Source organism: Nocardioides kongjuensis (genome assembly GCF_013409625.1).
Taxonomy (GTDB): Bacteria; Actinomycetota; Actinomycetes; order Propionibacteriales; family Nocardioidaceae; genus Nocardioides; species Nocardioides kongjuensis.
Genome location: NZ_JACCBF010000001.1, coordinates 2,912,565 through 2,937,227 on the forward strand (window position 1 = coordinate 2,912,565; position 24,663 = coordinate 2,937,227).

22 protein-coding genes are annotated in these 24,663 nt (G+C 67.3%); 9 read left to right on the forward strand and 13 right to left on the reverse strand.

Going from position 1 to position 24,663, the window contains the following annotated elements; all coding sequences use genetic code 11:
* Positions 1–39 precede the first annotated feature (39 nt).
* Positions 40–858 carry a zinc metalloprotease gene (locus BJ958_RS13905; protein ID WP_179727373.1) on the reverse strand — a complete coding sequence of 273 codons (819 nt, stop codon included), beginning with the start codon at positions 856–858 and terminating at the stop codon, positions 40–42.
* Between the two features lie 70 nt (positions 859–928).
* Positions 929–2,047, reverse strand: coding sequence for an oxygenase MpaB family protein (locus BJ958_RS13910; protein WP_179727374.1), 1,119 nt, complete (start codon positions 2,045–2,047; stop codon positions 929–931).
* A 74-nt stretch (positions 2,048–2,121) separates the two neighbouring features.
* Here BJ958_RS13910 and BJ958_RS13915 point away from each other — a divergent pair, with 74 nt between their 5' ends.
* Positions 2,122–2,751 carry a TetR family transcriptional regulator gene (locus BJ958_RS13915; RefSeq protein WP_179727375.1) on the forward strand — a complete coding sequence of 210 codons (630 nt, stop codon included), beginning with the start codon at positions 2,122–2,124 and terminating at the stop codon, positions 2,749–2,751.
* Here BJ958_RS13915 and BJ958_RS13920 read toward each other — a convergent pair whose 3' ends face one another.
* Genes BJ958_RS13920 through BJ958_RS13940 form a run of 5 tightly spaced genes read right to left on the reverse strand, consistent with a single transcriptional unit; the run spans position 2,752 to position 6,735 of the window.
* The gene (locus tag BJ958_RS13920; protein ID WP_179727376.1) at positions 2,752–3,447 is read right to left on the reverse strand and encodes a RibD family protein; all 696 of its coding nucleotides are present in this window, start codon (positions 3,445–3,447) and stop codon (positions 2,752–2,754) included.
* The gene (locus BJ958_RS13925; RefSeq protein WP_179730173.1) at positions 3,420–4,295 is read right to left on the reverse strand and encodes a lysylphosphatidylglycerol synthase domain-containing protein; all 876 of its coding nucleotides are present in this window, start codon (positions 4,293–4,295) and stop codon (positions 3,420–3,422) included. Before BJ958_RS13925 ends, BJ958_RS13920 begins: the two co-directional genes overlap by 28 nt.
* Before the next feature lie 27 nt (positions 4,296–4,322).
* On the reverse strand, positions 4,323–5,327 hold the full coding sequence (locus BJ958_RS13930; protein ID WP_218865751.1) for a glycosyltransferase: 1,005 nt from the start codon (positions 5,325–5,327) through the stop codon (positions 4,323–4,325).
* Complete coding sequence (locus tag BJ958_RS13935) at positions 5,324–5,722, reverse strand: 6-pyruvoyl trahydropterin synthase family protein (protein WP_179727378.1); 399 nt, start codon at positions 5,720–5,722, stop codon at positions 5,324–5,326. The genes BJ958_RS13930 and BJ958_RS13935 overlap by 4 nt, the downstream gene beginning before the upstream one ends.
* On the reverse strand, positions 5,722–6,735 hold the full coding sequence (locus BJ958_RS13940; protein ID WP_179727379.1) for a zinc-dependent alcohol dehydrogenase: 1,014 nt from the start codon (positions 6,733–6,735) through the stop codon (positions 5,722–5,724). The genes BJ958_RS13935 and BJ958_RS13940 overlap by 1 nt, the downstream gene beginning before the upstream one ends.
* Positions 6,736–6,818: 83 nt before the next feature.
* On the opposite strand from BJ958_RS13940, the gene BJ958_RS13945 reads away from it, so the two are divergent.
* Positions 6,819–8,969 (forward strand): CDP-alcohol phosphatidyltransferase family protein, encoded by a 2,151-nt coding sequence (locus BJ958_RS13945; RefSeq protein WP_179727380.1) that lies wholly within the window; start codon positions 6,819–6,821, stop codon positions 8,967–8,969.
* Between the two features lie 53 nt (positions 8,970–9,022).
* Positions 9,023–9,424, forward strand: a complete 402-nt coding sequence (locus BJ958_RS13950; protein WP_179727381.1) for a hypothetical protein — start codon at positions 9,023–9,025, stop codon at positions 9,422–9,424.
* On the opposite strand, the gene BJ958_RS13955 is transcribed toward BJ958_RS13950, so the two are convergent.
* From BJ958_RS13955 to BJ958_RS13965, 3 genes are all read right to left on the reverse strand, one after another.
* A complete protein-coding gene (locus BJ958_RS13955; RefSeq protein ID WP_179727382.1) occupies positions 9,397–10,065 on the reverse strand; it encodes an anti-sigma factor family protein in 669 nt (222 codons plus the stop codon). The genes BJ958_RS13950 and BJ958_RS13955 overlap by 28 nt on opposite strands.
* Positions 10,066–10,132: 67 nt before the next feature.
* Positions 10,133–10,645, reverse strand: a complete 513-nt coding sequence (locus BJ958_RS13960) for a sigma-70 family RNA polymerase sigma factor (protein WP_179727383.1) — start codon at positions 10,643–10,645, stop codon at positions 10,133–10,135.
* Positions 10,642–11,784, reverse strand: a complete 1,143-nt coding sequence (locus BJ958_RS13965) for a glycosyltransferase 87 family protein (RefSeq protein ID WP_179727384.1) — start codon at positions 11,782–11,784, stop codon at positions 10,642–10,644. The genes BJ958_RS13960 and BJ958_RS13965 overlap by 4 nt, the downstream gene beginning before the upstream one ends.
* Before the next feature lie 22 nt (positions 11,785–11,806).
* Here BJ958_RS13965 and BJ958_RS13970 point away from each other — a divergent pair, with 22 nt between their 5' ends.
* Entirely contained in the window at positions 11,807–12,589 is a 783-nt protein-coding gene (locus BJ958_RS13970) for an exodeoxyribonuclease III (protein ID WP_179727385.1), read from the forward strand.
* Positions 12,590–12,655: 66 nt separating this feature from the next.
* Here BJ958_RS13970 and BJ958_RS13975 read toward each other — a convergent pair whose 3' ends face one another.
* Positions 12,656–12,904 carry a hypothetical protein gene (locus BJ958_RS13975; RefSeq protein ID WP_179727386.1) on the reverse strand — a complete coding sequence of 83 codons (249 nt, stop codon included), beginning with the start codon at positions 12,902–12,904 and terminating at the stop codon, positions 12,656–12,658.
* Positions 12,905–14,829: 1,925 nt separating this feature from the next.
* Here BJ958_RS13975 and BJ958_RS13980 point away from each other — a divergent pair.
* Both BJ958_RS13980 and BJ958_RS13985 read left to right on the forward strand, forming a co-directional pair.
* Positions 14,830–15,891, forward strand: coding sequence for a hypothetical protein (locus tag BJ958_RS13980; RefSeq protein ID WP_179727387.1), 1,062 nt, complete (start codon positions 14,830–14,832; stop codon positions 15,889–15,891).
* Between the two features lie 462 nt (positions 15,892–16,353).
* A complete protein-coding gene (locus BJ958_RS13985; protein WP_179727388.1) occupies positions 16,354–16,602 on the forward strand; it encodes a hypothetical protein in 249 nt (82 codons plus the stop codon).
* A 1,171-nt stretch (positions 16,603–17,773) separates the two neighbouring features.
* Here the strand turns inward: BJ958_RS13985 and BJ958_RS13990 are convergent.
* Positions 17,774–21,097 carry an NACHT N-terminal Helical domain 1-containing protein gene (locus BJ958_RS13990; RefSeq protein ID WP_179727389.1) on the reverse strand — a complete coding sequence of 1,108 codons (3,324 nt, stop codon included), beginning with the start codon at positions 21,095–21,097 and terminating at the stop codon, positions 17,774–17,776.
* 420 nt (positions 21,098–21,517) lie between these two features.
* On the opposite strand from BJ958_RS13990, the gene BJ958_RS13995 reads away from it, so the two are divergent.
* Together BJ958_RS13995 and BJ958_RS14000 are read left to right on the forward strand one after the other, a co-directional pair.
* On the forward strand, positions 21,518–22,444 hold the full coding sequence (locus BJ958_RS13995) for an AbiTii domain-containing protein (protein WP_246319046.1): 927 nt from the start codon (positions 21,518–21,520) through the stop codon (positions 22,442–22,444).
* 41 nt (positions 22,445–22,485) lie between these two features.
* Complete coding sequence (locus BJ958_RS14000; RefSeq protein ID WP_179727391.1) at positions 22,486–22,734, forward strand: hypothetical protein; 249 nt, start codon at positions 22,486–22,488, stop codon at positions 22,732–22,734.
* Between the two features lie 19 nt (positions 22,735–22,753).
* Here the strand turns inward: BJ958_RS14000 and BJ958_RS14005 are convergent, their stop codons facing one another.
* The gene (locus BJ958_RS14005) at positions 22,754–24,451 is read right to left on the reverse strand and encodes a recombinase family protein (protein WP_179727392.1); all 1,698 of its coding nucleotides are present in this window, start codon (positions 24,449–24,451) and stop codon (positions 22,754–22,756) included.
* Between BJ958_RS14005 and BJ958_RS14010 the strand changes: the two genes are divergently transcribed.
* A complete protein-coding gene (locus BJ958_RS14010) occupies positions 24,444–24,662 on the forward strand; it encodes a hypothetical protein (RefSeq protein ID WP_246319047.1) in 219 nt (72 codons plus the stop codon). The genes BJ958_RS14005 and BJ958_RS14010 overlap by 8 nt on opposite strands.
* Position 24,663: the final 1 nt, after the last annotated feature.

Below are 24,663 nucleotides of genomic sequence, written 5' to 3' on the forward strand. Positions count from 1 at the left end.
CCGCTCACCGCGGACTCACCGCAGGCTCACCTGAGGGAGTCAGGAGCCGTACAGCGCCCGCGCACCGGCCGCGTCGGACGCCTGGAACTCCAGGTCGGCCGAGCCGCCGTTGCACTGGGGGTAGTGCATGATCGAGGAGGAGTCGTACGGCGTCAGCGGCCGCCAGTTGTTGTCCTCGAAGCAGGTGCCGGCCTCCGGCCGGGTGTGCTCGTGCCGGAAGCCGAGCGTGTGGCCGAGCTCGTGGCCGAGGATGTCGCCGGGCTCCCAAGTGCCGGAGGTCCAGATCGAGTCGTCGACGAGGACGTTGCGCTGCCGCTTCGGCGTGCTCGGGAAGAACGCGCGCGCGATGTACTGCGTGGTCGCGACCGGCTCCACCGAGAAGAGGATCGAGTTGTTGCGGGTCGTGCACTTGCCGTCCTGGGCGGGGACGTAGACGAAGTCGATCTTCGACGACGCGGCCTCCCAGAGCCCGGCACCGGCGCTCATCGCGGCGACGATGTCGTCGTGGCGGGTGCCGAACTTGGTGCTCACGCAGTAGGTCAGGTTGGCGACCTGCGAGGCGCTCCACTTGTCGTCGACGCCGTTGACGGTGTTGACGATGAGGCCGTCGACCGGGCTGCTCTCCGGTCCGACCAGGCGCTCGTAGAACTTCTTGAGGTCGCCCTTGGTGCTGATCGCCTCGTCGCCGTTGACGACGTAGGCACCGTCGACGTCGACGTACGTCGAGGCCTCGAACTCCTTGTAGGTCGGCGCGCCCGTGCTGTCGGCATCGGCGGCGGTCGACACGGTCGCGCCCGCGAAGGCTGCGACCAGGCACGCGACTCCGGCGGAGATCTTGTGGACCCGGGAAGACAACATGCAAGAACCTTTCGGTGGAAGGGGTGGATCGGCGCTCATCGAAGCGCCGTCACCCCTCCCCCGCCAAGACTCAGAAACCGGCAGCTCCCGACGTTGCAGGAACATGAGCCGGGTCCATCGCCCCGATGTGCTGCTCGGACTCGACCAGCCCCTCGTCCGAGGGCTTCACGCCCTGCTTGAACACCCGGTCGCGCTGCTTCTCGCGTACGTCGTGGTGCGCCTCGGCCGGGATGTCGAAGCCGAAGTGCGCCTGCGCCTCGCGCACGCCCCACACCCGGTCGCTCCTCGGAGGGATGCCGAGGATGGCGGGCGCGGCGATCTCCACGGCCTGCGGCGCGAGCAGCTCGAACAGTGCCAGGCGGGCGTTCATCGAGCGCTCGAACAGCTTGTGCAGCGCCTTGTTGCCGACCAGAGCGACGAGGTCGACCACACGCCCCTGCTGCAGGTTCGCCATGTCGCGCATGTACCTCGGGTAGGTCGAGATGACGCCCTTGCTCATCAGCCACATGGCCGGCGCGAGCAGCCTCTTCTGCCAGCCCGGCATGCTCGGCGGCAGCGCGACGTCGAGCGGGATGATGAAGTGGATCATGTCCTGCGCGGCCTCGGAGGCGGCCAGGCGCGGACGCCACTGCTCGAAGTAGCGGTGCACCTCGGCGCGCGTGGTCGGCACCTGCGCGGGGTCGATCGTCTGCAGCTGGGCGATCTCGGCGCACTCGGCCCAGAACCGGTCCTCCTCGGCCTCCGTCAGCTTGCCGGGGCCGAACATCTCGTAGCACTTGAGGATCGAGTGCCAGGCGGTCACGTGGATCCACAGCTGGGAGGAGGAGCTGTTGGCGTCGTACGTGCTGCCGGTGACGGGGTCGTGCCCGACCGCCTTCGAGTGCACCTTGACCAGCACGTCGGCCGCCCTGGCGGTCTGCTCTGCGCCACCGAAGAGCTGCATCGCGAAGTAGCGCAGGGTGCGGCCGTAACGGGTCGAGGGCCGGTACTTCACGCCGCCGGACTGCACGACCGCGGCCGCGAGGTTGGGGTCGAAGTGCTCGATGGTCACGGCACGCGCGAAGCCGAGGACGTACGACGTCGGGTGCGACCACACCTTCCACGACACCGACTCGGGCCCGAGGAAGCCGTAGTCGGCCATCGGCTCGTAGGCGGCGAGCATCTGCTTGCGGGTCTGGACACCGAACATCCCGGCACTCCTCATCTGATTGCTACAGGCGTGTAGGTTCACAAACTTTACACCAGTGGAATATTGTCGAGCGGGTGAAGGACGTCACGCCACCCAAGCGCCGCTACGCCAAGCGGCTGCCCGTCGAGAAGCGCCGCGAGCACCTGCTCGACGCCGCCTCGCGGGTGCTGGTGCGCGAGGGCTACGAGAAGGTCACGATCGAGGCGATCGCCCGCGAGGCCGACGTGACCCGGCCGGTCGTCTACGCGGCCTACGACGGTCTCGAGCCGCTCCTGCACGCCCTCCTCGACCGCACCCAGCGCCGGGCGCTGGCCTCCGCGCTGCAGCTGATGCCGGAGCGCACCTTCGAGGGCGAGGTCGACGAGTGGATCCTGGCGGCCGCGGGCGGACTGATCGACGTGGTCCAGCGCGAGCCGGAGACCTGGCGCCCGGTCCTCGGCCTGACCCAGAACGCGCCCGCGATCGTGCGCGAGCGCATCGAGTCGACCCGCGAGCTGGTCCGCGGCTACGTCGCCGACGCGCTGCAGGTCGGCCTCGAGCGCCGCGGCGGGCCCGACGTCGACGTCGACGTGCTCGCCCACCTCGTCATGATCACGGCCGAGCACTTCGGGCGGCTGGTCCTCGACCAGCCGGAGAAGTACGGCAAGGAGCGGCTGGTCGGCGCGCTGGAGGGCCTGCTCAGCGCCACGCTGCCCCCGGCCTGATCAGCCGTCGGCGCAGAACCGCTCCGACAACGCGTAGCGCAGCAGCGCGACGTCACCGATCGCCCGCGTCTCCACGAGCTCGGCCCGGCTGCCGGCGTGCCACGGGAACCCACCGTCGCCGACGAACCGGCGGGCCCGCGAGTCCCCCACGAAGAAGGGCGCGACGACCAGCTGCAGCTCGTCGGCGAGCCCCGCGGTGAGGAACTGGGTGTGCACCGTCCCGCCGCCCTCGACCATCAGGCGTCGTACGCCGCGCGAGCCGAGGTCGGCCACCAGTGCCTCCATCCGCACCTCGGCCCCCAGGCCCACCACCTTGGCCTCGGCACCGACCCGGCTCTCGAGCTCGGGGACCGTCGCGTCCGGGCAGTAGACGACCTTCTCGCCCTCGCCGTGGGTGAAGAACCGGGCGTCCGGGGCGAGGTCGCCCCGGCAGGTCAGGGTCACCTTGACCGGGCCGACGGGCAGGCCGGCCGCGACCCGGCGCCGACGTCGCTCCTCGGAGCGGACCTGCAGCCGTGGGTCGTCCTTGCGGACCGTCTCGGCGCCGACGAGGATCGCGTCGCAGCCCGCCCGCACGCCGTCGACCCGGTCGAAGTCGGCGTCGTTCGACAGCAGCAGCCGCTCCTCGCCGGCACTGTCGAGGTAGCCGTCGAGGGAGATGCAGCAGCTCAGGAGGACGTACGGCCGCTGACCCATGCGGGGCCTCCTTCCAGTGCCAGGATGCCGGGCAGGGTCGCGACGAGCGACATCACGCCGTAGACGACCGCGACCTCGACGCCGGTCGTCGCACCGAGCCCGGCGGTCCCGAACGCCCATGCCGCGGCCCCCTCCCGCGGTCCCCAGCCGGCGATGCTCAGCGGGAGTGCCGAGGCCAGCAGGACGAGGAGCGCCAGCGCCAGCAGGTGGGGCGTGGACGCGGTGACCCCGGCGGTGCGCGCCGCGACGAGGAACACGAGCACGTGGCCGCCGGCCGCGAGCGCGGAGAGCAGCAGCACCTCCGGCCACACCCCGTGCAGGGCGGTGCCCGCCTCGCGCCGGACCGGCGCAGCTGCGAGCAGGGCGAGGCCGAGGAGCACCAGCACGGCGAGCCCGGCGAGCGCCCAGCCGTGCAGCGCCGGCGGCAGCAGAGGTACGGCGGCCGCCGCGAGCGCGACCTGCACCACCTGGCCGCTGGCCCGGTCCCAGACCACCGAGCGCAGCCCGCGCCCGAGCGCCCCCGCGTCCCGTCCGTGCCGGTAGCCGCGGTGCAGGTCGCCGAGCACCCCACCGGGCAGGGTCGCGTTGAGGAGCTGGGCGCGGTAGCAGCCGCGGTAGGCCTCGCGGAACGGGATCGCCATGCCGAGCCCGGTCGTCAGCAGGCTCCAGCGTCGGGCGCAGCACGCCGTCGTCGCGGCCGTCACGACCAGCGCGACGGCCAGTGCACGCGGGTCGGTGTGCGCCAGCCCGTCGAGGAACGGCCGCGCGCCCAGGCGGACGGCGAGCACGACCAGGATCGCGATCCCGGCGACCAGCCGGATCCGCGGCCCGAGGCTCGTCTCGTCGATGGCCGGCTCCTCTCCCGTGTCTCCGTGCTACCCGTTGCCCATGAGTACGGCGGCCGGCGCGATCCGGTTCAGCACCCGCTCCACCTCGCTCGCCGTGCCGGCCCACGACCCCAGGCGCTGCCGGCGCCGGGCCGCGGCAACCCGCCACCGCGCACGCAGGCGGTCATCGCCCAGCCAGGACCGCAGCGCGGCCGCCAGAGCGGCCGGGTCGCCGACGGGGACGAGCACACCGGCCCTCCCCAGCACCTCGGGGTGCCCGCCGACGTCCGTCGCGATCGCCGGCAGGCCGCGGGCCAGTCCCTCGGCGAGCGCCATGCCGTAGGACTCCCGGTGCGACGGCGCCACGACGAGGTCGCTCGCCGAGCGCAGCTCCTCCACCCCGGCCGGCGGGAGCGGGCCGGTGAGCTCGACCCGGCCGGCGACGCCGAGCCGGACGGCCTCCGCCCGGAAGGCGTCCACGAACGAGGGCACCAGGTCGAGCGCCCCCACGCACCGGCAGGTCCAGGCGAGGTCACGGACCTCGGCGAGCGCGGCGAGCAGGTCGCCGTACCCCTTGGTGGGGGTGAGCGGCCCGACGACGAGCAGGTTCGAGCCCGCGGCCGATCCGGGGACGAGCGGGCCGGCGTCGACGCCGGGCAGGGCGGCGTGCACCCGGTCGGCGGGCACGCCGACCTCGTCGACCACCCAGCGGCGGGACCAGCCGCTCGTCGTCACGACGGCGGCCACGGCGCGCAGCACGGTGGGCTCGGCGGGTCCGGAGCCCGGCATGTGCAGCAGCACCGCCACCCCCAGCCGGCGGCTCTCCTCGACCAGGCAGGTGGTCGCCGAGGCGACGAGCCCGTCGACGAGGACCACCGCACGGTCGGGGATCCGGGCCAGCACCCGGTCCAGGCCGACCGCACCGACCCGGTGCTCGCGCACCTCGTGTCCCAGCGCCGTCAGCCCTGCGACCAGCCGGCGGTCGTAGACGTTCCCGCCGCTCGGCCGCCGCGGGTCGTCGACGCCGTCGGGCACCAGGACGTGGAGCCTCACAGCGACCGCTCGTAGCTGGCCCACGCGACGTGCGACTCGTGCAGCGTCACCGTGATCGTCGCGAGCGTCCGGCCACCCGGGCCGAGGTCGCCGGAGCCGGCGCGCTCGGCCAGCCGGTCGGCCACCCAGCGGGCGAGCACCTCGGTCGAGCTGTTCTGCCCGGCGAGCAGGTCCTCGTCGTCGAGGTTGCGGTAGTGCAGCCGCCCGAGCACCTCCCGCACGACGTCGGTGGCGCGGCCGATGTCGACGAGGATCCCGTCGGCGTCGAGGTCGGTGCCGGCGAAGGTCGCGTCGACGACGTACGTCGCGCCGTGCAGCCGCTGCGCAGGTCCGAACACCTCTCCGGTCAGGCTGTGCGCGATCATGATGTGGTCGCGGACGGTCACCCGGAACATCAGGCCTCCTCGTGGTCGGGGCGCTCGTGGGAGTAGTCGATCAAGTGGCACAGCCCCGGCATGGAGCCGGCGGCGATCCTCGCCATCACCTCGGGCAGCTCGCGGAACGGCGAGCAGCCGGTCAGCAGGACGTCGAAGCCCGGGTCGCGGAGCAGCTCGAGCGCGAGCGCCAGCCGGTCGCGGTGGCTGCGCGAGTCCCGCCGTGCGGGCGCGACCATGCCGACCTGGCTGCTGCGCAGGGTGAGCCGGGAGGAGTGGAACGCCTCGCCGAGCGGCAGGCTGACCGGCCGGTCGCCGTACCAGGACAGGTCGAGGACGGTGCCCTCCGGCGCGACCAGCTCGAGGGCTCTCCGCAGCCCGGCCTCGGTCGCGCTGGTGTGCACGACCAGGTCGCTGCGCCCGGGGTCGTCGTCGGCCCCGGCGAAGGCGACGCCCAGGGCGGCGGCCACCTCCGCGCGCCCCGGGTCGGTGTCGACGAGGGTCACGCGCACGCCGGGAACGCCGGCGGCGAGCCGCGCGAGGCAGCAGCCGACCAGGCCCGCGCCGACGACGGTGATCCGGTCGCCGATCAGCGGCGGGACGTCCCAGAGCGCATTGAGGGCGGTCTCGACGGTGCCGGCGAGCACTGCCCGTCCCGCGGGGACGCCGTCGGGGACGGGCACGACCGCCGTGGCGGGCACGACGTACGCCGTCTGGTGCGGGTGCAGGCAGAACACGGTGCGACCCACGAGGTCCTCGGGCCCGCGCTCGACGACGCCGACGCTGAGGTAGCCGTACTTCACCGGGCCCGGCAGCTCGCCCTCCTGGAAGGGCGCGCGCATGACGGCGTGCTGGCTGGCGGGCACCCGGCCGCCGTGGACCAGTGACTCGGTGCCGCGGCTGATCGCAGAGCGCACCGTGCGGACCAGGACCTCGCCGGCCCGCGGCTCGCGGAGCGGGACCGGCCGGACCTCGCCGTGCCCGGGCTCGGTGATCCAGTAGGCCGCAGCCTGGCTCGGTGCCTCGCCGACCACCCGGACTCCTCTCGTTGAACCGGCGCCGTGCGCTCGTCGTACCCGTCATTGCAGCCTGTTACAACCTAGGACACGGAGGTGCGATGGATCCGGTTCAGCTGGGCCCGGCCGACCGGGTGACCGCGGTGCGCGCCGTGCTCGCGCTCGGGGTCGCCGCGCTGACCGTCCGCGGCCTCGCCGAGCCGTTGTCGGGGCGCCTGACGGCCGTCCTGGTCACGCTCAGCGCGGTGGCGCTGGTGCTCGACGCGGTCGACGGGTACGTCGCCCGCCGGACCGGGACGGCGAGTGCGTTCGGGGCGCGCTTCGACATGGAGACCGACGCCTTCCTGATCGCGGTGCTCAGCGTGCACGTGGCACCCCGGGTCGGGTGGTGGGTGCTCGCGATCGGCGCGATGCGCTACGCGTACGTCCTCGCCGGGTGGGCGCTGCCGTGGCTGCGGCGCCCGACCCCGCCGCGGTACTGGGCGAAGGTCGTCGCCGCGGTCCAGGGCATCGTGCTCACCGTCGCGGCGTCCGCCCTGCCGCCCGACCCGGCGGTCCGCCTGGCGGTGGGCGCCGCACTGGCCCTGCTGGTGGAGTCCTTCGGTCACGACGTGGTCTGGCAGTGGCGGCACCGTGACGACCCCGAGCCCGTGACCCCGCCGCCGGCCGGGCTGGTCACCACGGCCGCGGTCGTCGCCGTCTGGCTCGCCCTCGCCCCGCCCCACGTGGCCGACGGGCTCAGCCCCGCCGACTTCGCCCGGATCCCCGTCGAGGGTCTGGCACTGGCGGCGCTCGCCGTGGTGCTGCCGGCCCGCGGACGCCGCGCGCTGGCGGTGGTACTGGGTCTCGTCGTCAGCGCACTGGCGGTCCTGCGGGGCCTGGGCCTCGGCTTCGACACCTACCTCGGCCGGCCCTTCGACGTGCTCGGCGACTGGTCCTACCTGCCCAAGGGGTACGAGGTCGTCCGCGACACCCGGGGCGGGCTGCTCGCGGTGCTCACGCTCGCGGGCGTGCTGGCGTTGGTGACCGCGCTGGCCGTCGTCCTCACCTGGGCGGTGGGGCGGGCCGCCCGGGCCTCGGCCGCCCACCCGCGCACGACCTGGCGCTCGCTGGCCGCCCTCGGCACCGTCTGGGTCGTCTGCGCCGCCTTCGGCGGTCCGGTGGACCACGTGGCGGCCGCCGGGTCCGCCGGCCTGGTCGTCGACACCGTCGACCAGGTCCGCGCCGACCGTCGGGACACCCGGGTCTTCGCCCGCGAGCTCGCCACCGACGCGTACGCCGCGACGCCCGCCGACCAGCTGCTGCGCGGCCTGCAGGGCAAGGACGTGCTGCTCGTCTGGTTCGAGAGCTACGGCCGGATCGCGCTGGAGGACAGCTGGTTCGCCCCGTCGGTCGTGCAGGTCCTCGAGCAGGGCAACCGCGAGCTGGCCGCCGCCGGCTACCACGCGCGCAGCGCGTTCCTGACCTCGCCGACCTTCGGCGCCGGCAGCTGGCTGGCGCACGCGACCCTGCAGTCGGGCGCGTGGACGGACAGCGAGCGCCGCTACGGGCAGCTCCTCGGCAGCGACCGGCTCAGCCTCACCCGGGCGTTCGGCTCGGCCGGCTGGCGCACCGTGTTCGACGTACCGGCCAACACCCGCGACTGGCCCGAGGGTGCGGCGTACTACGGCTTCGACCAGCTCTACGACTCCCGCAACGTCGGCTACCGCGGGCCCGCGTTCGGGTACGCGCCGATGCCCGACCAGTACACGCTCGACCACCTCCGCAGGGCCGAGCTCGCCCCCGCGCACCGGAGGCCGGTGTTCGCCGAGGTGGACCTGATCTCCAGCCACCACCCGTGGGCGCCGGTGCCGGAGGAGGTGCCGTGGGCCGAGGTCGGCGACGGATCGGTGTACGACGGCATGCCGGAGCGCGGCCACGAGGGTGTGGACGGCCGGCGGCACCCGCGCACGGCGCAGGCCGACTACGCCGCCACCGTGCGGTACACGTGGCGCACGCTGGTGTCGTTCCTGACCACCTACCCGGACCCGAACCGGCTGGTCGTGGTCGTCGGTGACCACCAGCCGCACTCGTACGTGAGCGGCCGCGACCCGGGGCGCGACGTACCGATCACGGTGCTCGCGCAGGACCCGGCGGCCATCGCGCGGATCGACGGCTGGGGCTGGCAGCCCGGCATCCTGCCCTCCCCCGACGCGCCCGTGTGGCGGATGGACACCGTGCGCGACCGGTTCCTGGCGGCGTACGCGAAGTGAACCGGATGCCGGCCTGCTGCGTGTTCCCCTCAAACGAGCGTTAGGAGCGCGCGATGGGCATCCGAGTGATCGGTGCGCTGGCGGCCGTGGTGAGCGCGGCGGTGCACCTCTACCTGTGGTTCGACGGGGTGCGCGACCAGGGCACGGTCGGGCAGCTGTTCGTGGTCAACGTGGTCGCGGGTGCGGTGATCGCCGTGCTCGTGGTCGCCTGGCGCAGCTGGATCCCGCTGTTGCTGCTGGCCGGCCTCGGCGCCACCACCCTGCTGGCGTTCGTCATCGCCACGACCGGTGGGCTGTTCGGCATCCACACGACGTGGGGCACCTGGTACGCGTGGCTGGCGGCGATCTCCGAGGTCCTGGCGGTCGTGGTGGCCGTGGCCGCGGCGTCGGCGGAGGGCTGGTTCGCCTCGCTGCGCTCGCTCGGCGCTCACTCGGCCAGGCGGAGGACCGAGTAGCCCGATGCGGTGCGGACCTCGACCGACGCGATGTCGTCGGGGGCCACCGCCGTCGCCATGGTGACGTGGACCTCCTGGCCGTCGGCCGTGCGCCAGGTGCCGACCTGCTCGGTCCGGCCATCGGTCGAGGTCACCACGAGGACGTACGTCGCCGGGCCCGCGACCGGCCCCTCGTAGGTGCAGGTCAGGTCGATCTGCGTGCCCCAGCCGCGCCGGGTCAGCGACACCCAGCCGGAGGACGGGGTGCCGAGGGCGTCCATCCGCTGAGCGGCGGCGAGCTGCTGCGGCGGTCGGGGGCTCTCGTCCCCCAGGGTGGTGCCGATCCCGACCGCGAGCAGCACCAGCAGCACCGCGGCCGCCGCGACGAACGAGCCGACCGCGACCCGGCGCCGGCCCTGCGTCCGGCGTGCCTCGGCCTGCATCGCGGGCAGCAGCGTCGCCGGCACCGGCTCGGCCGGCTGCAGCTGCTCGACCGTCTCGGGCTGGACCCGGCCGAGCAGGCCGGGGATCCCGGCCAGGTCGCGCAGCGCCCGGGTGCACTCGGCGCAGCCCGGCAGGTGGCGCTCGTAGGCCGCCCGCTCCCCCGCGGCCAGCGCGCCGAGGACGTAGACGCCGTCGAGGTGGGCGAACTCGCAGCTCATTCCGGGGTCCCCGATCGATTGCTCGTGGAGGAGCGAAGCGGGGGAACGAGGAATCGAGTGGGGTGGATCATGAGGCCACCCCCGTCTCCTCGAGGATCAGTCGCAGCGCGCGCAGGGCGTAGTGGGTGCGGGACTTCACGGTTCCTTCCGGGATGTCGAGGCGGCGGGCGGCCTCGGCCACCGACCGGCCCCGGTAGTAGCACTCGACGAGCACCGCGCGGTGGTCGTCGGACAGCTGGCGCAGGGCGTCGGCGACGACCCACGACAGCAGCAGCTCGTCGGTGCCGTCGTCGCTCACCTCGCCCGGCGGCGGCTCCGCGGTCGCGAACTCTCGGGCCCCCCGTCGCGAGCGCCACTCGTCGATCACGATGTTGCGCGCGACGGTGAACAGCCAGGAGCGGACCGAGCCGCGGGACTCGGTGAGGACCGCGGCGTTGCGCCAGGCGCGCAGCATGGTCTCCTGCGCGACGTCCTCCGCCCGGGCCCGGTCGTTGCCGGTCAGGTGCAGGCAGAAGCCCCACAGGGCTGCCGCGTGGTCGTCGTACAGCACCTGCATCGCCGTGGTCCGGTCCTCGGTCATCCGCACCTCCCGGCGGGGGATACGACGCAGCGGTGCTCGCGGTTCAATGCGCGCGCGGCGACGATCGTGAGGGCGAGCGCGGCGAGCAGGTAGGCGTTGCCGGGGACCTGCTCGAACCAGCGCCAGTCGCGCTCGCGGCCCTGTCCCCACGGCAGCCACGTGAACGGCCGGGCGACGAACACGGCGGCCCACGCGAGCGCCGCCGGTCGGCTGTGTCGCCACAGGACGAGGGTGAGCGGGACCGCCCAGACCCAGTGGTGCGACCAGGACACCGGTGAGGCGACGAGCATCGCCACCGCGGCCAGACAGATCGCGGCGGTGCGGTCCTCGCTCCACCACCTCCGGGCGACGGCCAGGATCGCGACGGCCACCGGACCGGCGACGACGAGCCAGAGCCAGGTCGGTGCCGGCTCCCCGAGCAGGCGGGTCAGGGCGCCGTACGCCGACTGGTTGTGCGCCAGCGCCGGCGGCCCGACCCGACGGGCGTCGATCAGCCCCTCGCTCCAGTACGACGCTGCGGGGCCCGGCAGGACCAGCACGCCCAGGAGGACCGTGCCGGCGAAGGTGAGGCCCGCCCGTCGTGCTGCTGCCCGCTCACCGACGAGGACGAGCAGGACCACGAGGACGAGCGGGGTGAGCTTGATCCCCGCGGCGACCCCCACCAGCAGGCCGGACCAGCGGCGCTGCGGGTGGTGGAGATCGACGAGGAGCGCGAGCATCAGCAGCAGGTTGACCTGCCCGAACGTGAGCGTCTGCCAGACCGGCTCCAGGGCGAGCGCGCCGACGGCGAGCACGGCGATCGCCGCCGGAGGCGCCGGCCGCCCCTGGGCCCGGAGCACCAGGGCGATGGTCGCCACCAGCGCCGCGACCGAGGCCGCGGTCCACAGCGCCGCGGCGGCCGTGCCCGGCAGGACGGCGAGCGGGACCAGGAGCGCCGCGGCGAAGGGCGGGTAGGTGAACGGGTAGCCGGTGACCGGGTCGTCGGCGGCGTAGAGCCCCGTGTGGTGCAGGATCGCGCTGCCGCCGTACCGGTAGACGTGGAGGTCCGGGAACCCACCCACGAGCGCACCCGCGACCAGCGCGCCGAGGACGACCCCGGCGATGCACGCCGGCCCGACTCCCCGCCGTACGCGGTCCATTCCCGAAGACTAGGGTTGCCCGGTGCGACTGGCCACCTGGAACGTCAACTCCCTGCGCACGCGGATCGACCGCGTGGAAGCCTTCCTCGACCGGCACGAGATCGACGTGCTCGCCGTGCAGGAGACCAAGGCCCGCGAGGAGCAGCTGCCGCTGATGGGACTGCAGGCGCGCGGCTACGAGGTCGCCGCCCACGGCCTGAACCAGTGGAACGGCGTCGCGATCTTCAGCCGGGTCGGCCTCGACGACGTGACCGTCGGCTTCCCCGAGCAGCCCGGCTTCGGCGACGCGCTGGAGGTCGAGGCGCGTGCCCTCGGTGCGACCTGCGCAGGCGTGCGGGTCTGGAGCCTCTACGTCCCCAACGGCCGCAAGCCCGACGACCCGCACTACGTCTACAAGCTGGACTGGCTGTCCCGGCTGCGCGACGCTGCGTCGTCCTGGCTCGACGTGCCGACCGCCCTCGTCGGCGACTGGAACATCTGCCCCACCGACGACGACGTCTTCGACGTCACCCAGTTCAAGAACTCCACCCACGTCACCCCCGCCGAGCGCGCCGCCTTCCAGGCCTTCCTCGACGGCGGCTGGTCCGAGGTCACCCGCGCCCACGCGCCGGGCTACACGTACTGGGACTACTACCGTAACAGATACCAGAGGGATCGCGGACTCAAGATCGACTTCGTCCTGGGCTCCCCCGCGCTCGCTGACCGCGTCAAGGGCGCGTTCATTGACAGGGAGGAACGAGACCCGGACGTGTTCGCGGGTGCGCCGTCTGACCACGCTCCCGTGGTCGTTGACCTCGCAGACTGACGAGGCAGACAGACAGAACGGGCCACCCTTACCAGGGTGGCCCGTCTTGCCTTACACGGATGAGCGTCAGCGGACCACCCAGTCATGACCACACGACTGGCACAGCGCAACCTTCTGGTTGTTGAACTTGGTCTTCTCGGTGCCCTTGGACTTCTTCCACACCAAGTTGGACATGCCGAAGGTGCTGACGGCGGTGATTCCTCGTGCCGCGTTGTTGGTCTTGCCACCGAACCCCGTGCCGTGCTTCGCCGTACGACCACCCGCCTGCATGAACCCGACCGTGACGTCTTCGCCCGAGCACTTCACGCACTTCATTCGCCGTACCTACTTCCATTGATCCCGCGACGCGGTCCGCCGCCCATGTGGTCGTCATACTGGCGGAACGGCCTTGCATGGCGCAGAGGAATCAATGAGGTTGGTCCGAGAACGGGACCCGGACGTTCGCTTACCCATCATCACCCGCGCCGTCAGCAGCGCGACCTGTCCCACATCTTTGGATCCGATGGTGTCAGACTGCCGGATTTTGACGTATATACAAGTAAGGGCGAGTGTCATTCCTGAAAACTTCCTAACAATCGCCGATCCGATGGTGTCAAAACCCTGATTTCTGGCATATATACAAGTAGGGACACCTTTCTTGGACCCCGATGGCATGGAACAGGCGATTCCTGCCGTACACCTATATGTACCGTTCTTGATCTAACGATCCTCGATCTGACTCAATGCGACCTTGGCACCTCTCACGCCACCACCTCCGGGAAGCACTGAGTCATCGGAGCATTGCTCCCGCCATTGGCGTGTCGCAGCACCAATGGGCAGGTTGCTAGCAGTGCTCCAACCGTCCTCGACCCGGTCCCCTCTCTCCCGGCGTCGAGGGCGCACGCTTCCTCAGGGTTTGACCAGTGGGAGGGAAGCCCTGAGTAAGAGATTGGCCGGTCTGCGGACCGGCCTTCTTCTTTTGCCCTCATTGTCGCAAGTAGTGGACATGCGACAAATCGAACATGAAAGGAGGTCAGGCGAATGGCTGACCACGAGCACGACCTAGTCACCTCCTGTGACGCGGCGGACCTCATCGGTCTCCGCTATCAGGCGTTCCGCAAGCGCATGGAGCGGGACACCTTGCCGTTCCGGCCCGTAACCAAGTTGGGCGGCTCATGGCTATGGCGACGCACAGACGTGGAGGCATACGCACGCCTCCAAGACACCTAGATCGAAGGAAGCAATGAACATCAATCGAGTGGGGCAGCGCATTGGCTGCTATGTCGTCGTCGAAGACACCGGGAGGCGAACGAGGCGAGGTCAGCCGATCTGGCTGGCTCATTCCAATGCCGACGGCGCAATGCGTGAAGTAACCGAACACAAGTTGATCCGCATTGGCAAGCGGAATGGCTTCGGACCCGGATCCGGAAGGTAGAGCGAACGATACGGTTACGGAATGACCCAGAGATAGGGTGCCGTAACGCCGCGCTGAGAGACTATGAACACGTGGCCGCGCTTCGGCGCGGCCCTATTCACGCCCAGGCAAGAAAGGAGGACCATGACGGAAAAAACGCCCGACTTATATAAGACCACTGCTACATGCACTCTCGACAGCCCCGTAGACGAGCCATGCGCCACCGACCGCCCCATGTGGGACGAGTGGCACTCAAGGATGAAGGCTCTCGACTTCGCCAGCCCTCTGGACGAAAAGGCGCGTGACACGACGTTGGCTCACTTCGACGGCAACAGTCCCTCAATCGCGGCAACGACAAGCCGTCTGGGGGTCGATCACAAGACGGTGACCAGGCGACTTGAGCGCGCGCAGCGCAATGGCTGGGTCGTCTTTGGAGCGTCCCCTTTGAAAGCCGGGAGGATCACACTCCCGCGAGTATGCCTTCGCCGGATCTTCTGGACCGACGACTATTGGAACGCCGTGCCTCAATGGAATGGCGACACTGCCTCACCCGTCTTCTGACCTTTGCGCCGGAGACGGAACGCCGAAGGAACTTGGCCCAATGGCGGGCCTGACGGCCCGCCTAATGACCTCAGGTCCGTCAGGGACGGCGGCAGCCGTCCCCATGGGAGCAAGAGCAATGGTGTTTCCTGTCTCTCCGGTGGATGACTCCCCCATTACTCGGTGAGCGCGAACCGCCTTCGGCGTAGCGGCGAGCACCGCTCAATAACTGAATACATCAATCAATCCGATGCAGCCGCCCTGCGGGGCGGCTGTCTCATTCCTACCTAAAGGAGAACAACAACAAATGGCAACCACCACGCACGTTGAGAAGGTCGTGAACCAGATCGAGGCCGAGATTGCCGAGGACGCCGCTAAGCGGCGTGCTGAAGCGTCTGCGCTGCGCGAGGAACTGGCCCAGGCCAAGGCCGTGCTCAAGGAGACCGAGGGAGCACCGGAGAGAGTGCTCAAGGCAGTCCGCAATGGCTCCGATGTTGAGCCGGGTGCATTGATCGAGGCTGAGGCCAGCCTCAAGGTCGCCAAGGCTCGAGTCGAAGGTCTGGCCCATCGGCTTGAGGTTGCGAGCAAGAGCATGCTTCCCGCGGCCGCCGACGCTGCGGCTCTGCTCATTCCGACGTTCCAGCGCCGACTTGTCGGTGTGCCGATCATGGCCACTGTCATTCCGTCGAACCGCGTCATTGCCGAGGTCAAGGGCTCGGAGGGTCCTGCCGTCGTCCTCTGCCAGGAGTCGGACACGCGGTACGGCGGTGACGGCATGGTGAGCGCTCCCAAGGTTGTTGCCGTGTTCGTGCGGCCCTCGTGGGCCGCTGACCTCCCTGTCATGGACATTGAGGCCGAGGCGCGGCGCGACACCATCGCAATGACGGTGAACTCCAACTACGAGGTCAACGGTTATCAGACCTTGGGCATCACGATTCAGTCCGGTGCCGAGGAGGTCCCCCTCATCCGCGAAGTCGGCAGCATGGGCGTCAATGGCGCAGTCCAGACGTTCGGTAGTCAGGTGATGCACGCGCTCGGTGAATACCCGCAGTTGCCGACGATTCGCAACGGCGTCTACTCGTACCAGGGTGCCTATGGCCGCATGGACCTCGCCAAGATCCACGTTGCCGAGGAGGTCGCCAAGGACGGGACCCGCACCACGCACCTGAGCCTTGAGTGCCACATCTTCGTCGGCGGCCGCGACCGTGACTATGTCCGCAACGCTCCGCGTCTCGTCATTGCTCAGGGGTTCGCCTCTGGCATGGGGAGGCTCAAGGCGATCAAGGTGCAGGACAGCGGCAATGCCGACCCCCGTGCTGCGACCGTCTCTCAGGACGTGACGCTGGAATACGTCTCGCGGGTCAAGTGAGGCACCGGCAATGACGAGCCAGTCCTGTGACGACGCACTCGCTCGCGTCCGTGCGATCCGTCGCGGTCTCCCTGTTCCCCCTGATGGCGACGGCCACGTAGAGGAAGCCGAGGAGGCACCCGAGGGCACCGCTGACGACCTCGTCGGCGGGGTCGATCCCTCCGGCGATCCCGGAGGGCGTGGAGGTTGGTCTCATGACGAGGCTCTGACCTTCGTTCGCTCACTCAAGGGTCGCTAGTAGCAGGCATTCCGAGCAGACCGGCAACAGCCGGTCTGCCCAGGACTCGGAGTAGCCACAAACAGGCTTCCCCGTCCGTCAGCTGCTCTGCAAGGCGCTCGCCGGCCCTTGGCCTCACTGGAGGTCTGGAAAGCCGTCAGAAAGGCACACAAGGCCACATGGGACCGCTTCGGCGGTCCCTTTGGTAATCCAAAGAGAAGAAACAACCGATTCAGGAGGAAAATATGAGAGTTGAGACCTATCAGAACAACGGCGATAGCCGGAATACCACTCAGGAAAACAAACTGCGACTCACCAAGGCGCAGATCATCGAGTTGCAGGCGAACGGACTCGTTGCCGCACCGGATGAGTGGTTCTACCACCCGTCAGGCTCCTTCGCGCTCGCCCCATACGTCTTTCCGGGCACAGGACGACGCGGCAAGCCTCGCCCTCGCGTCACCCTCGCGCCAGTCTTGACAGATCGGGACGACTGAGTTGGGGCGCAATGCCGTTGACATGACGGGACACGAGACCGCCAATGCCAGGGTCATTGGGCGCGTGGCGTCGGACGTACGAGGCGCTGCCCAATGGGCATTGGAATGCGTCTGTGGCACGGTGTTCCGTGCCGCAGGTCAGGACATTCGACGGCGGCCCAGCATGTCATGTGGCTGCAGAGGCAAGCGACCGGCTCTCAAGCGCGTCCATGCTCCCGGCCTCTGCCGATGCTGTGACAACCGGGCATCGTCACGATGCCGTGGTCTCTGTGCTCGGTGCTATGGACGTGCGGCCTATCGCGGCGTGCTTGACGACGTGGCGCTCCCGCCATTGCCCAATGGGCAGGTCGGTGCATTTGGTTCCGCGCACCCGACATTCAAGGGTACTCAGACGGACGATGAGCGCGCCTACAGTCGGATCCATAAGAGTCTGAGGCGAAAGCATGGCCCGGCCAAGAATCGCCTTTGCTCAGAGGGGTGCGGCCAGCAGGCCGCACATTGGTCATATGACGGACACTGTCCCGGCGAGAGATTCGGCGGGAGAACGGGAACGACCAAGCCGTACTGTCCGCATCTGCACCATTACCAGCCTCGTTGCCGGTCCTGCCATTGGCATTGGGACGACTGTTCGGACTCTGTCGCTCAGATGTTGGAGGTGGCATGAAATGGCTCGACCATTGATCGACCTGACGGGACGCAAGTTCGGCGCTCTGACCGTAGTCGAGCGTTATGGCACAGACCATCATGGCAAGGTCACGTGGAAGTGTGATTGCGACTGTGGTTATTGGACAATCGTGCGAGGAAACAACCTCGCGACCGGCAACACTCGCACCTGCGGACGCGACTGCCGCTTGAGCGGCGATCCCTCGTACTTTTGACGCCAATTGGCACAAATGGACTTGAGGCCTTTTGCGTGGCTGGAAATTTGAGAACGCCACACGCTCGATCCGTCCGAATCTCGATCCGTCTGATCGAATACCCCGCCCCCGGCCAATGCCGGGGGCCTCTTTTTTGTTGCTCTGGAACGTCAATAGAGGCAATGGACTTAAAGCCATATAAGTATGGCGCGCCGGGACCTGCTGTGCACTACCGGTTTCGGATTCTCGCCACTGGGGGCACCCCGCCCCTACCAAGGGACAACGCCGAAATCGTTGCCTATGCATCTACCGAACTAAGGACCAGCAATCCTACGCAACGTTGCACTGTAGACCGGACGTCCGACTCGTCGGACTACATCGAAGCCCTCGAGTGACACCTCAGCCGCCCGCTCTCCATACACGTAGATCCGCCCAAGGTTTGGCATGGACGATAGGTGCGGATCCCGAACAACCAGGCCTAGAACAAAGTCAGCACTAGCCTCTAAGTCGGACAAATTTGGAAGCGGCGGAAGGGAAACCTCTCTGCCATACACGCGCAAACCCTCTACTGACTCCGCACCAGCAACATTCAGAATTGAGTTGCCAACCGAAATGCTTAGGTGTTTAACGCGAGGAGGGACTGCGAGCGCTCTCCCGTCTCCACCACTACTGTGATGCAGATAGTTGAGAAATTCCAGACTCTCCCAAGTGCGGATTTCCTCAAGATTTTCAAGACTGACGGCCTGCTGCAGATGGAGCTGCCGAACATTCATCGACGCGCCCTGGCTTAGATGGCGGAGACATTCTCCGCCAATCCTTAGTTCGTCGATGCCAATTCCTCGGAGTAGGTCAGTTGACTCCAACTTGGAGTATGTGATGTGCAATCTTTCGAAGCTTTGAAACTGGCTAAGTGGCGCCAGATCCTCCAAGTTCGGATTGTTGTCCAAATACACCGTGCGAAGTTTCGGGCATGAACCGATGCCTTCTAGCGAGCGCAGCGACGGCGAGTTCTCAAGAAACAAGAAATCCAAATTCGGAAAGCCGGAGAGGCTTCGTAGGTCTTCGATGCCGCGCGCCCGACAAGCATTGAGGCCGGAAACTACGTCGGACGGAGTTAGAACGTCTAGCGAGTCGATCTTTCCAGCAAAGTCCAGCCACGCCGACTTGACGTTAGCCAAGACGTCCAAATGCCGTTGCTGCTCAGGGTCGCTTAGAACGATGTGCCCGCTCCCCAGGGGAGACGCCGCAAGCACTTCTTCAGCATAGGCGCGCGAATCGAACTGTCCCCAAGCGCGCATCAATTGCCGGTGGACCGTCAAGCGCCTGTCGCTGCTGTAGGAGCGTAGTTGTGCGAGCGCCTCGTCGGTTCCGATCAGGGCAAGCGCCCGAACACACGCTGCCGCAGTGGTCGCGCGCATTCCCTTGACGCTTCCCAATCGCGACACCGCCAGATTTCCAGCTGAGGCAACCGCCGCCGCATCGGTCATGTTTTCCGGAGGAAGAACCTCATCGAGACACCCGTTGATCATGAGTTGCAATTCGGTTGAGAGTGTCGTCGCAGTCTCCTGGCTTGCAACCGCCAGCAGGAACAGTCGATGGCGGCATTCGGATTCCCGTCTGCCGCGTTCAACAAGTTCCGATAGGAGTCGCTCGCGTCGATGGGCAGGAAATATTCCAGCCGCAAGTATGGCCACCTCGCGCCACTGGTCGAGGTGCGCATGATCAACGATCTTCCCGACCGCGTCGTCTTCGACAAATTGGACGGCTGCAAGATATTCCAGGAACGTTCGATGGACGAAGTCAACTCGGCCCTCTACCGGTTGACGGAGGACTCCACTTCGCTGCAAGAGGACTCCGGCCAACTTTTGACCGTCAATTGAGTCAGGGCGCGCAAGATACTGCTCCTTTCGCTTCACGCGCTCAACGAAAGTATGGAGCTCTGCGTCTGACTCACCGTTCTCATGAAGCCACGCAGCGAAGTCGGACAAAATTGCCTTCTTTTCCGCATACGTAAGAGACGGGATGTCTCCCGGCGTGATCGCTCGCTCCTCATCCCGAGATGAGACCAGCATTTCCAACGCCGTGTCGTACAACTCTAGTCGATTCTGTGGCAGCCTATTGACGTTGTGTCGGTGCAGGGCGCAGATCAAGGCACACAGCAACGGCGAGGTGCACAATGCTCGGATGTGTGGCATTTCGTGAACAGCCGACAGCAGATGCCTTTCGGCAGCAACTAGGGCTTCCCGATCCTCAGTCGAGTCGACACCCTTCCTCGCCGCGTCGTGCCAATGGCCAATGAATTCCCTGATATCACTGCGCTGCATAGGCAGGAGCTCTGCGCTCCGAAATTCGGGCAACTCATGCCAATCGCGCGACACGGCCAACGGTCGAGATGTGACGACGTACCGCGCGTCGGGGAATGTACATATCAATTCCTCTAGCCACTCCCGAGCGTCGTCACGCTGTGGCTCAGGAAGTTCGTCAAGACCATCGATTAGCACTATCGCGCGACCGCCAGCCATCGTCCGGTGAACCCAGCCAGGCGGCATTGTGCCGACCAGACTTCTATGATTGATTCCAATGAAGTCTTCGGGCGCAGGCAATTGTTGCCCAACAAAACGTCGCAGCGGGAGAACGAATGGGATCGCACCATTCCACTCTTCGAGCTGGTCCGTGAATCCCGTCCGGCTAGCCGTTACAGCAAGCCACTGCAGCAATGTCGTCTTTCCAGAACCCGCGCCGCCACTGAGTATAACGCGAGGATGCCCACTCAAGGCAGACTCAACCCTTAGCGCCGCGCCGTCCGGGTCACCCTTTTCCATGAGGTGATCTTTATCTTCAAATACCTCGACCGCCTGACGGTCTTCGCCTTGTTCCTTACCGGGCCTATTCGAGATGGTGCGCGTTGGGGTCGTGGCAGAAAGGCTGATATAGGCTACTGACAACGAGTACGTGGATCGATAGGCTGCGTTCCGTACGCCAAATATCTGCAGTCTGTCGTGCTGCTGGACGACAGCCTTCAAGTACTTGCTCGCGAACACCTGATCCTCGGACCCCGTTCCCCAGGCCTCTGGCATAGTCACAGGAATGCGATCGAGAACCTGCTTTGCCAGGAGTAGGAGGTCATCGGTTCGCGAAAGTAGTTCCTTTAGAGCGGCCCCGTTGAATCCAGGGAGGGCTCCAACCATCGCCACAACATAGGAGCAGCATTCCGCCAAGAGGAGATCATAAAGGGCGCCGCCCGCCTCACCGAGAAGGTCGGTCTGACATCTTGCGGGATCCGCACGTCGCAATGCTGCTTCGAGGACGGCGGCGTCCGCATTGAGACCGACGACTTCGATGCGATCGTCGGTGAGCCCAATCTCGAGAGTCTTGGCGGCAGCCAATGCAGCCGCCGTCCGATCGCTCGCCGCTGTGCTCCTGAACTCCGCCTCAATAAACGGGTCGAGACGATCCGCTATCTCCTCCGCAATCTCTTCAAACGACCGCGAGGCACGGCGCCCCTCGCGCCCATCCACTTGCCGCCGAACAATACTGAGCAGGTCGCCGCTCAGGTCGGCAACGGGCACCTCCGGCCACAAGTAACGAACGATCCACTTGGCGGCCACTGTTCCAATCGCCAACGCGCTACCACTCACGTCCCACGTCCCTCAAGAGTTGGAGATGCCTCCTTGAGGCTAGCGGGGCCAAAGGTCAGCGGCAGGCGTTCGTGCGATCTCACGAGAGCCTGGCACCGCTGGCCCTGACGTTTCTGACTTGGTCCAACCGTCGGGGACACGATCCTTCACCCGTTGCCGCTGAGACCGGACCGTTGCAGATACGACTAGGCTCCTCGCCGTACAGCAGCGTCGAGGCATGTCGCGGAGGCCCGTCGTCTCGCGTCGCCGGCGGATCGTTGCGGATCCCGTTCGGGTGGCGCCAGAGCCAGGACTGACGGTGTTGTGTTCGCTGACGTGACCCCCAACTACACCTCGTTTGAGCCGGAGACCCGTCAAATCAAGGCTACCGAGATTGCAAGAACGAACTGCTGAAGGAACACGTAGGAGGGGCGACACCGAATGACCACAACTCCGCTTGGGCGAGCCGTCGAACTGCTCACAGATCCGAGCGTGTCCATCACGGACGCATTGCGCGGACTGCTTGTCGTCAGTCGTCGCATTGCAGCAGAGGACATGACCAAGTGGGTCAAGTCGGAACTCGAGGGATACCCCGAAGACGAGCGGGTTCCGATCTATCGGCGGGGCGGAAGGTTGCCCATCTCCCTGCGCTTCGACGGCCCCGGTGGCTTCCGGGACACGATGCGCGTTATGCCAAGCGACCTCCCGCGTGAACTTCAACCTTCGGACTCGCTGGGCGACCTGATCCAACCGATTGCCGAACTCGCGGCGCTGGCATCGAACGACGAGGGCAAGGATCCGGCTCTTCAAATGCCGATGGCGTGGATTGGCCTTTACCGCGAGTTTGCGAGCAAAGGCCAGGCGCCCAGCATGGCGATGATGAACCTCAACAATGCGACGATGGTCATTCCGCAGACCCTCTTGATCGGGATGATCGACAGAGTCAAGTCCTTCGCACTGGATTTGGTTCTCGACCTTGAAGGTGTCTCGCTTGAAGCCGGTGCTCCTGGCGGACCTACAGTTGAGACCTCGAAGGCACTGGCCTCCGCAGTGACGATCAACTTCAATCAGGTCTACGCCGCGAACTCGACCGTCGCGGTAGGGCAGAACGCTTCGGTGACTCAGTTGACCATTGGCGACGTGTCCGGCCTGTTGGAGGCCGCACGGGCACTGCTGACAGAGGATGGCGTCACGGCGCTCTCCGAGGCGCTGGAGAAGGACGGCGGCGAGCCCGCCGCTGAGACGAGGGACCTCCTCGACCGCGTCAAGACGGGTGCCTACGCGCTCACGACGGGGCTCGCCACCAATGGCGCGTACGACGGACTCGTTGCCCTGCTGGGAGCCGTGTTCCCCGGCTTTGGCGGCTGAACCGAGATTGCTCGGAAGGTCTGGCCGCTAGCATCCGGAGCATGGCCATCGTGGTTGTGTCGCTGGACGAGGTTCGAGAGCAGGGCCGAAGGAACGGCAAGTATGCGATGGGAGACGACCACAACAACGGCGGAATCGTCAGCAGCCTTCTGAGCATTGCGTACACCGCAATGGGTGACAGGCTGACAGACGAAGCCGCGCTAGAGGCTGGTCTGAACTACTACTCAGTTGAGAAGGGGCTCACGCTCGTCTCTGTCACTGCAACTGAGGCCATCTTCAACAAGCCCTAGCAGTGAGCCCACGGAGGGCTCAGACCGGCATGTCAAAGGCAATCGTCCCGCCCTCAATGTGGTGCTCAATGCGTGCGCCACCACGGTCCGACTCGAGGATGCCTTCCTGAGGACCTTTGACGAGTCGTGTGCCCTGGCCCCACTCAATGTGAATGCGGTCGAAGCGCGAGGGATCGGTAGCCATGTGCATGTCTCGCGCTTCCCTCAACTGGCCGCAGCCACGGCCAGAGAACTCAAGAACCTTGCCCTCGGCGTCGCGGTAGACCGTGACGACCCGGAACCTGTCCGGGTCATAGGTACTCCGGCCTCGCAAGGTCGCCGGACTCACCATGACGGCAGTCAGGTGCCGTCGAATCATCGTGCGCTTGCTCGACACGTCCGAGGAGACGTACTCGTCCCAATCCCGCCACGTCTCGTCATTGGCGGCTGACAGGGCCGCCTCCGCGTCTTCTGCTGCCTTTGCGCGACGTGCCCGCTTCTCTTTGAGCACCGGCAGAGCGTCGGCAAGATCCATGTCTCCCGCGCCGAGTGCCTGTTGCACTTCCTCAATCTCGCGGTCGAGTTGGGTGACCAGTGCTTCGGCCTCATCAGCCGTGTCAGTGCTGGTGCCGGTGTTGGTGAGTTCCTGGGTGCGCTTCCACATCATGAGGAACCAGATGACGGAGTCGGTCGCGTTGTCGAGCCATTCGCGCTTGATCCGAACAGCGCCGCAGCCTCCGGCAATGCGAGCGCAGACGTACGCACCCTCGCTCAGGTTCATTGCCGTGTTGCACCGAGAGCAGACGGCAATGCCGGACAGCAGGCCGGTGCGAGCGTTCCATGCCGCCTTGCGTTCGCGGTTCTGCGCGGCTTGGAACTGGCTCTCGGTGATGAGTGCCGGGACCTTGGACGGTCCCGCGTCCTGGCCCTTGTAGGAGAGCCGACCGGCGTAGATCCGGCTCTCAAGCATCCGAGCAGTCACCTGAAACCGCCACTCTCCCCCGCTGACCGGCTTGACCCCTCGGGCAATGAGGTCGCGGGTCACGGCATTGACGGACTCGCCCCGAGCGACCCGGTCAAAGGTCTCTCGGACGATTGCGGCCTCTCCCTCAATGGGCTGCCAGTCCCGCGTGTAGCCAAAGGTCCGATAGCGCGACCCCGGAGGCAGCCCACCGGCAAGCCTCTGCTGCTTCTGTCGCTTGACGCGCTCGCTGGTCTTCTCGGCCTCTGCGGCGTCTACCGCCGCCTTAATGCGGGCGGTCATCCGCCCGTCTGCGGTGTTGAGGTTGTCGTCCCCGGAGACCGCCGTGCGGATCGTCAGGCCGTATTGCTCGGCAAGTTGGATCAGCACCTCCAACTCCATTGGCCTACGGGTGAGGCGACTATTGGAGTAGGCGTAGACCCGAGTGATCTGGCGCGTGAGCACGTAGGCGACCATCCGCTCAAAGCCGGGGCGCGGCTTCTTGCTCAGCGTCGATGCCGAAATGTCGTTGTCGCTGAACATGTTGCGATCAGGGATCGTGACGCCGTCCCGCTCCGCTTCCCGGAGCGAGTCCTCTGTCTGGCGCTCGACACCGAGCCCCTGGCCCTCAACGTCGTCAGAGATACGCGTGTACGCGGCGTCAGGACAGTCCAGCGGCTCAAGGTCTGGGATCATGGCTTCGGCGCGGTGGAGCATGTCCACCACGTACAGGCGCAGGCGGTCAGACGCCTTGGCTTCAACACTCTTGATGGTCATCGCGCTCCTAGGGTATCCGTCCCGTTACTGGGACTACTACCGCCAGCGCTTCGAGCGCGACCGCGGGCTGAAGATCGACTTCGTCCTCGGCTCCGCGCCCTTCGCCGAGCGGGTGACCGGTGCGTTCATCGACCGGGAGGAGCGCAACCCGGAGGTGTTCGCCGGCGCTCCCTCCGACCACGCGCCGGTGGTCGTGGACCTGGCGGACTGAC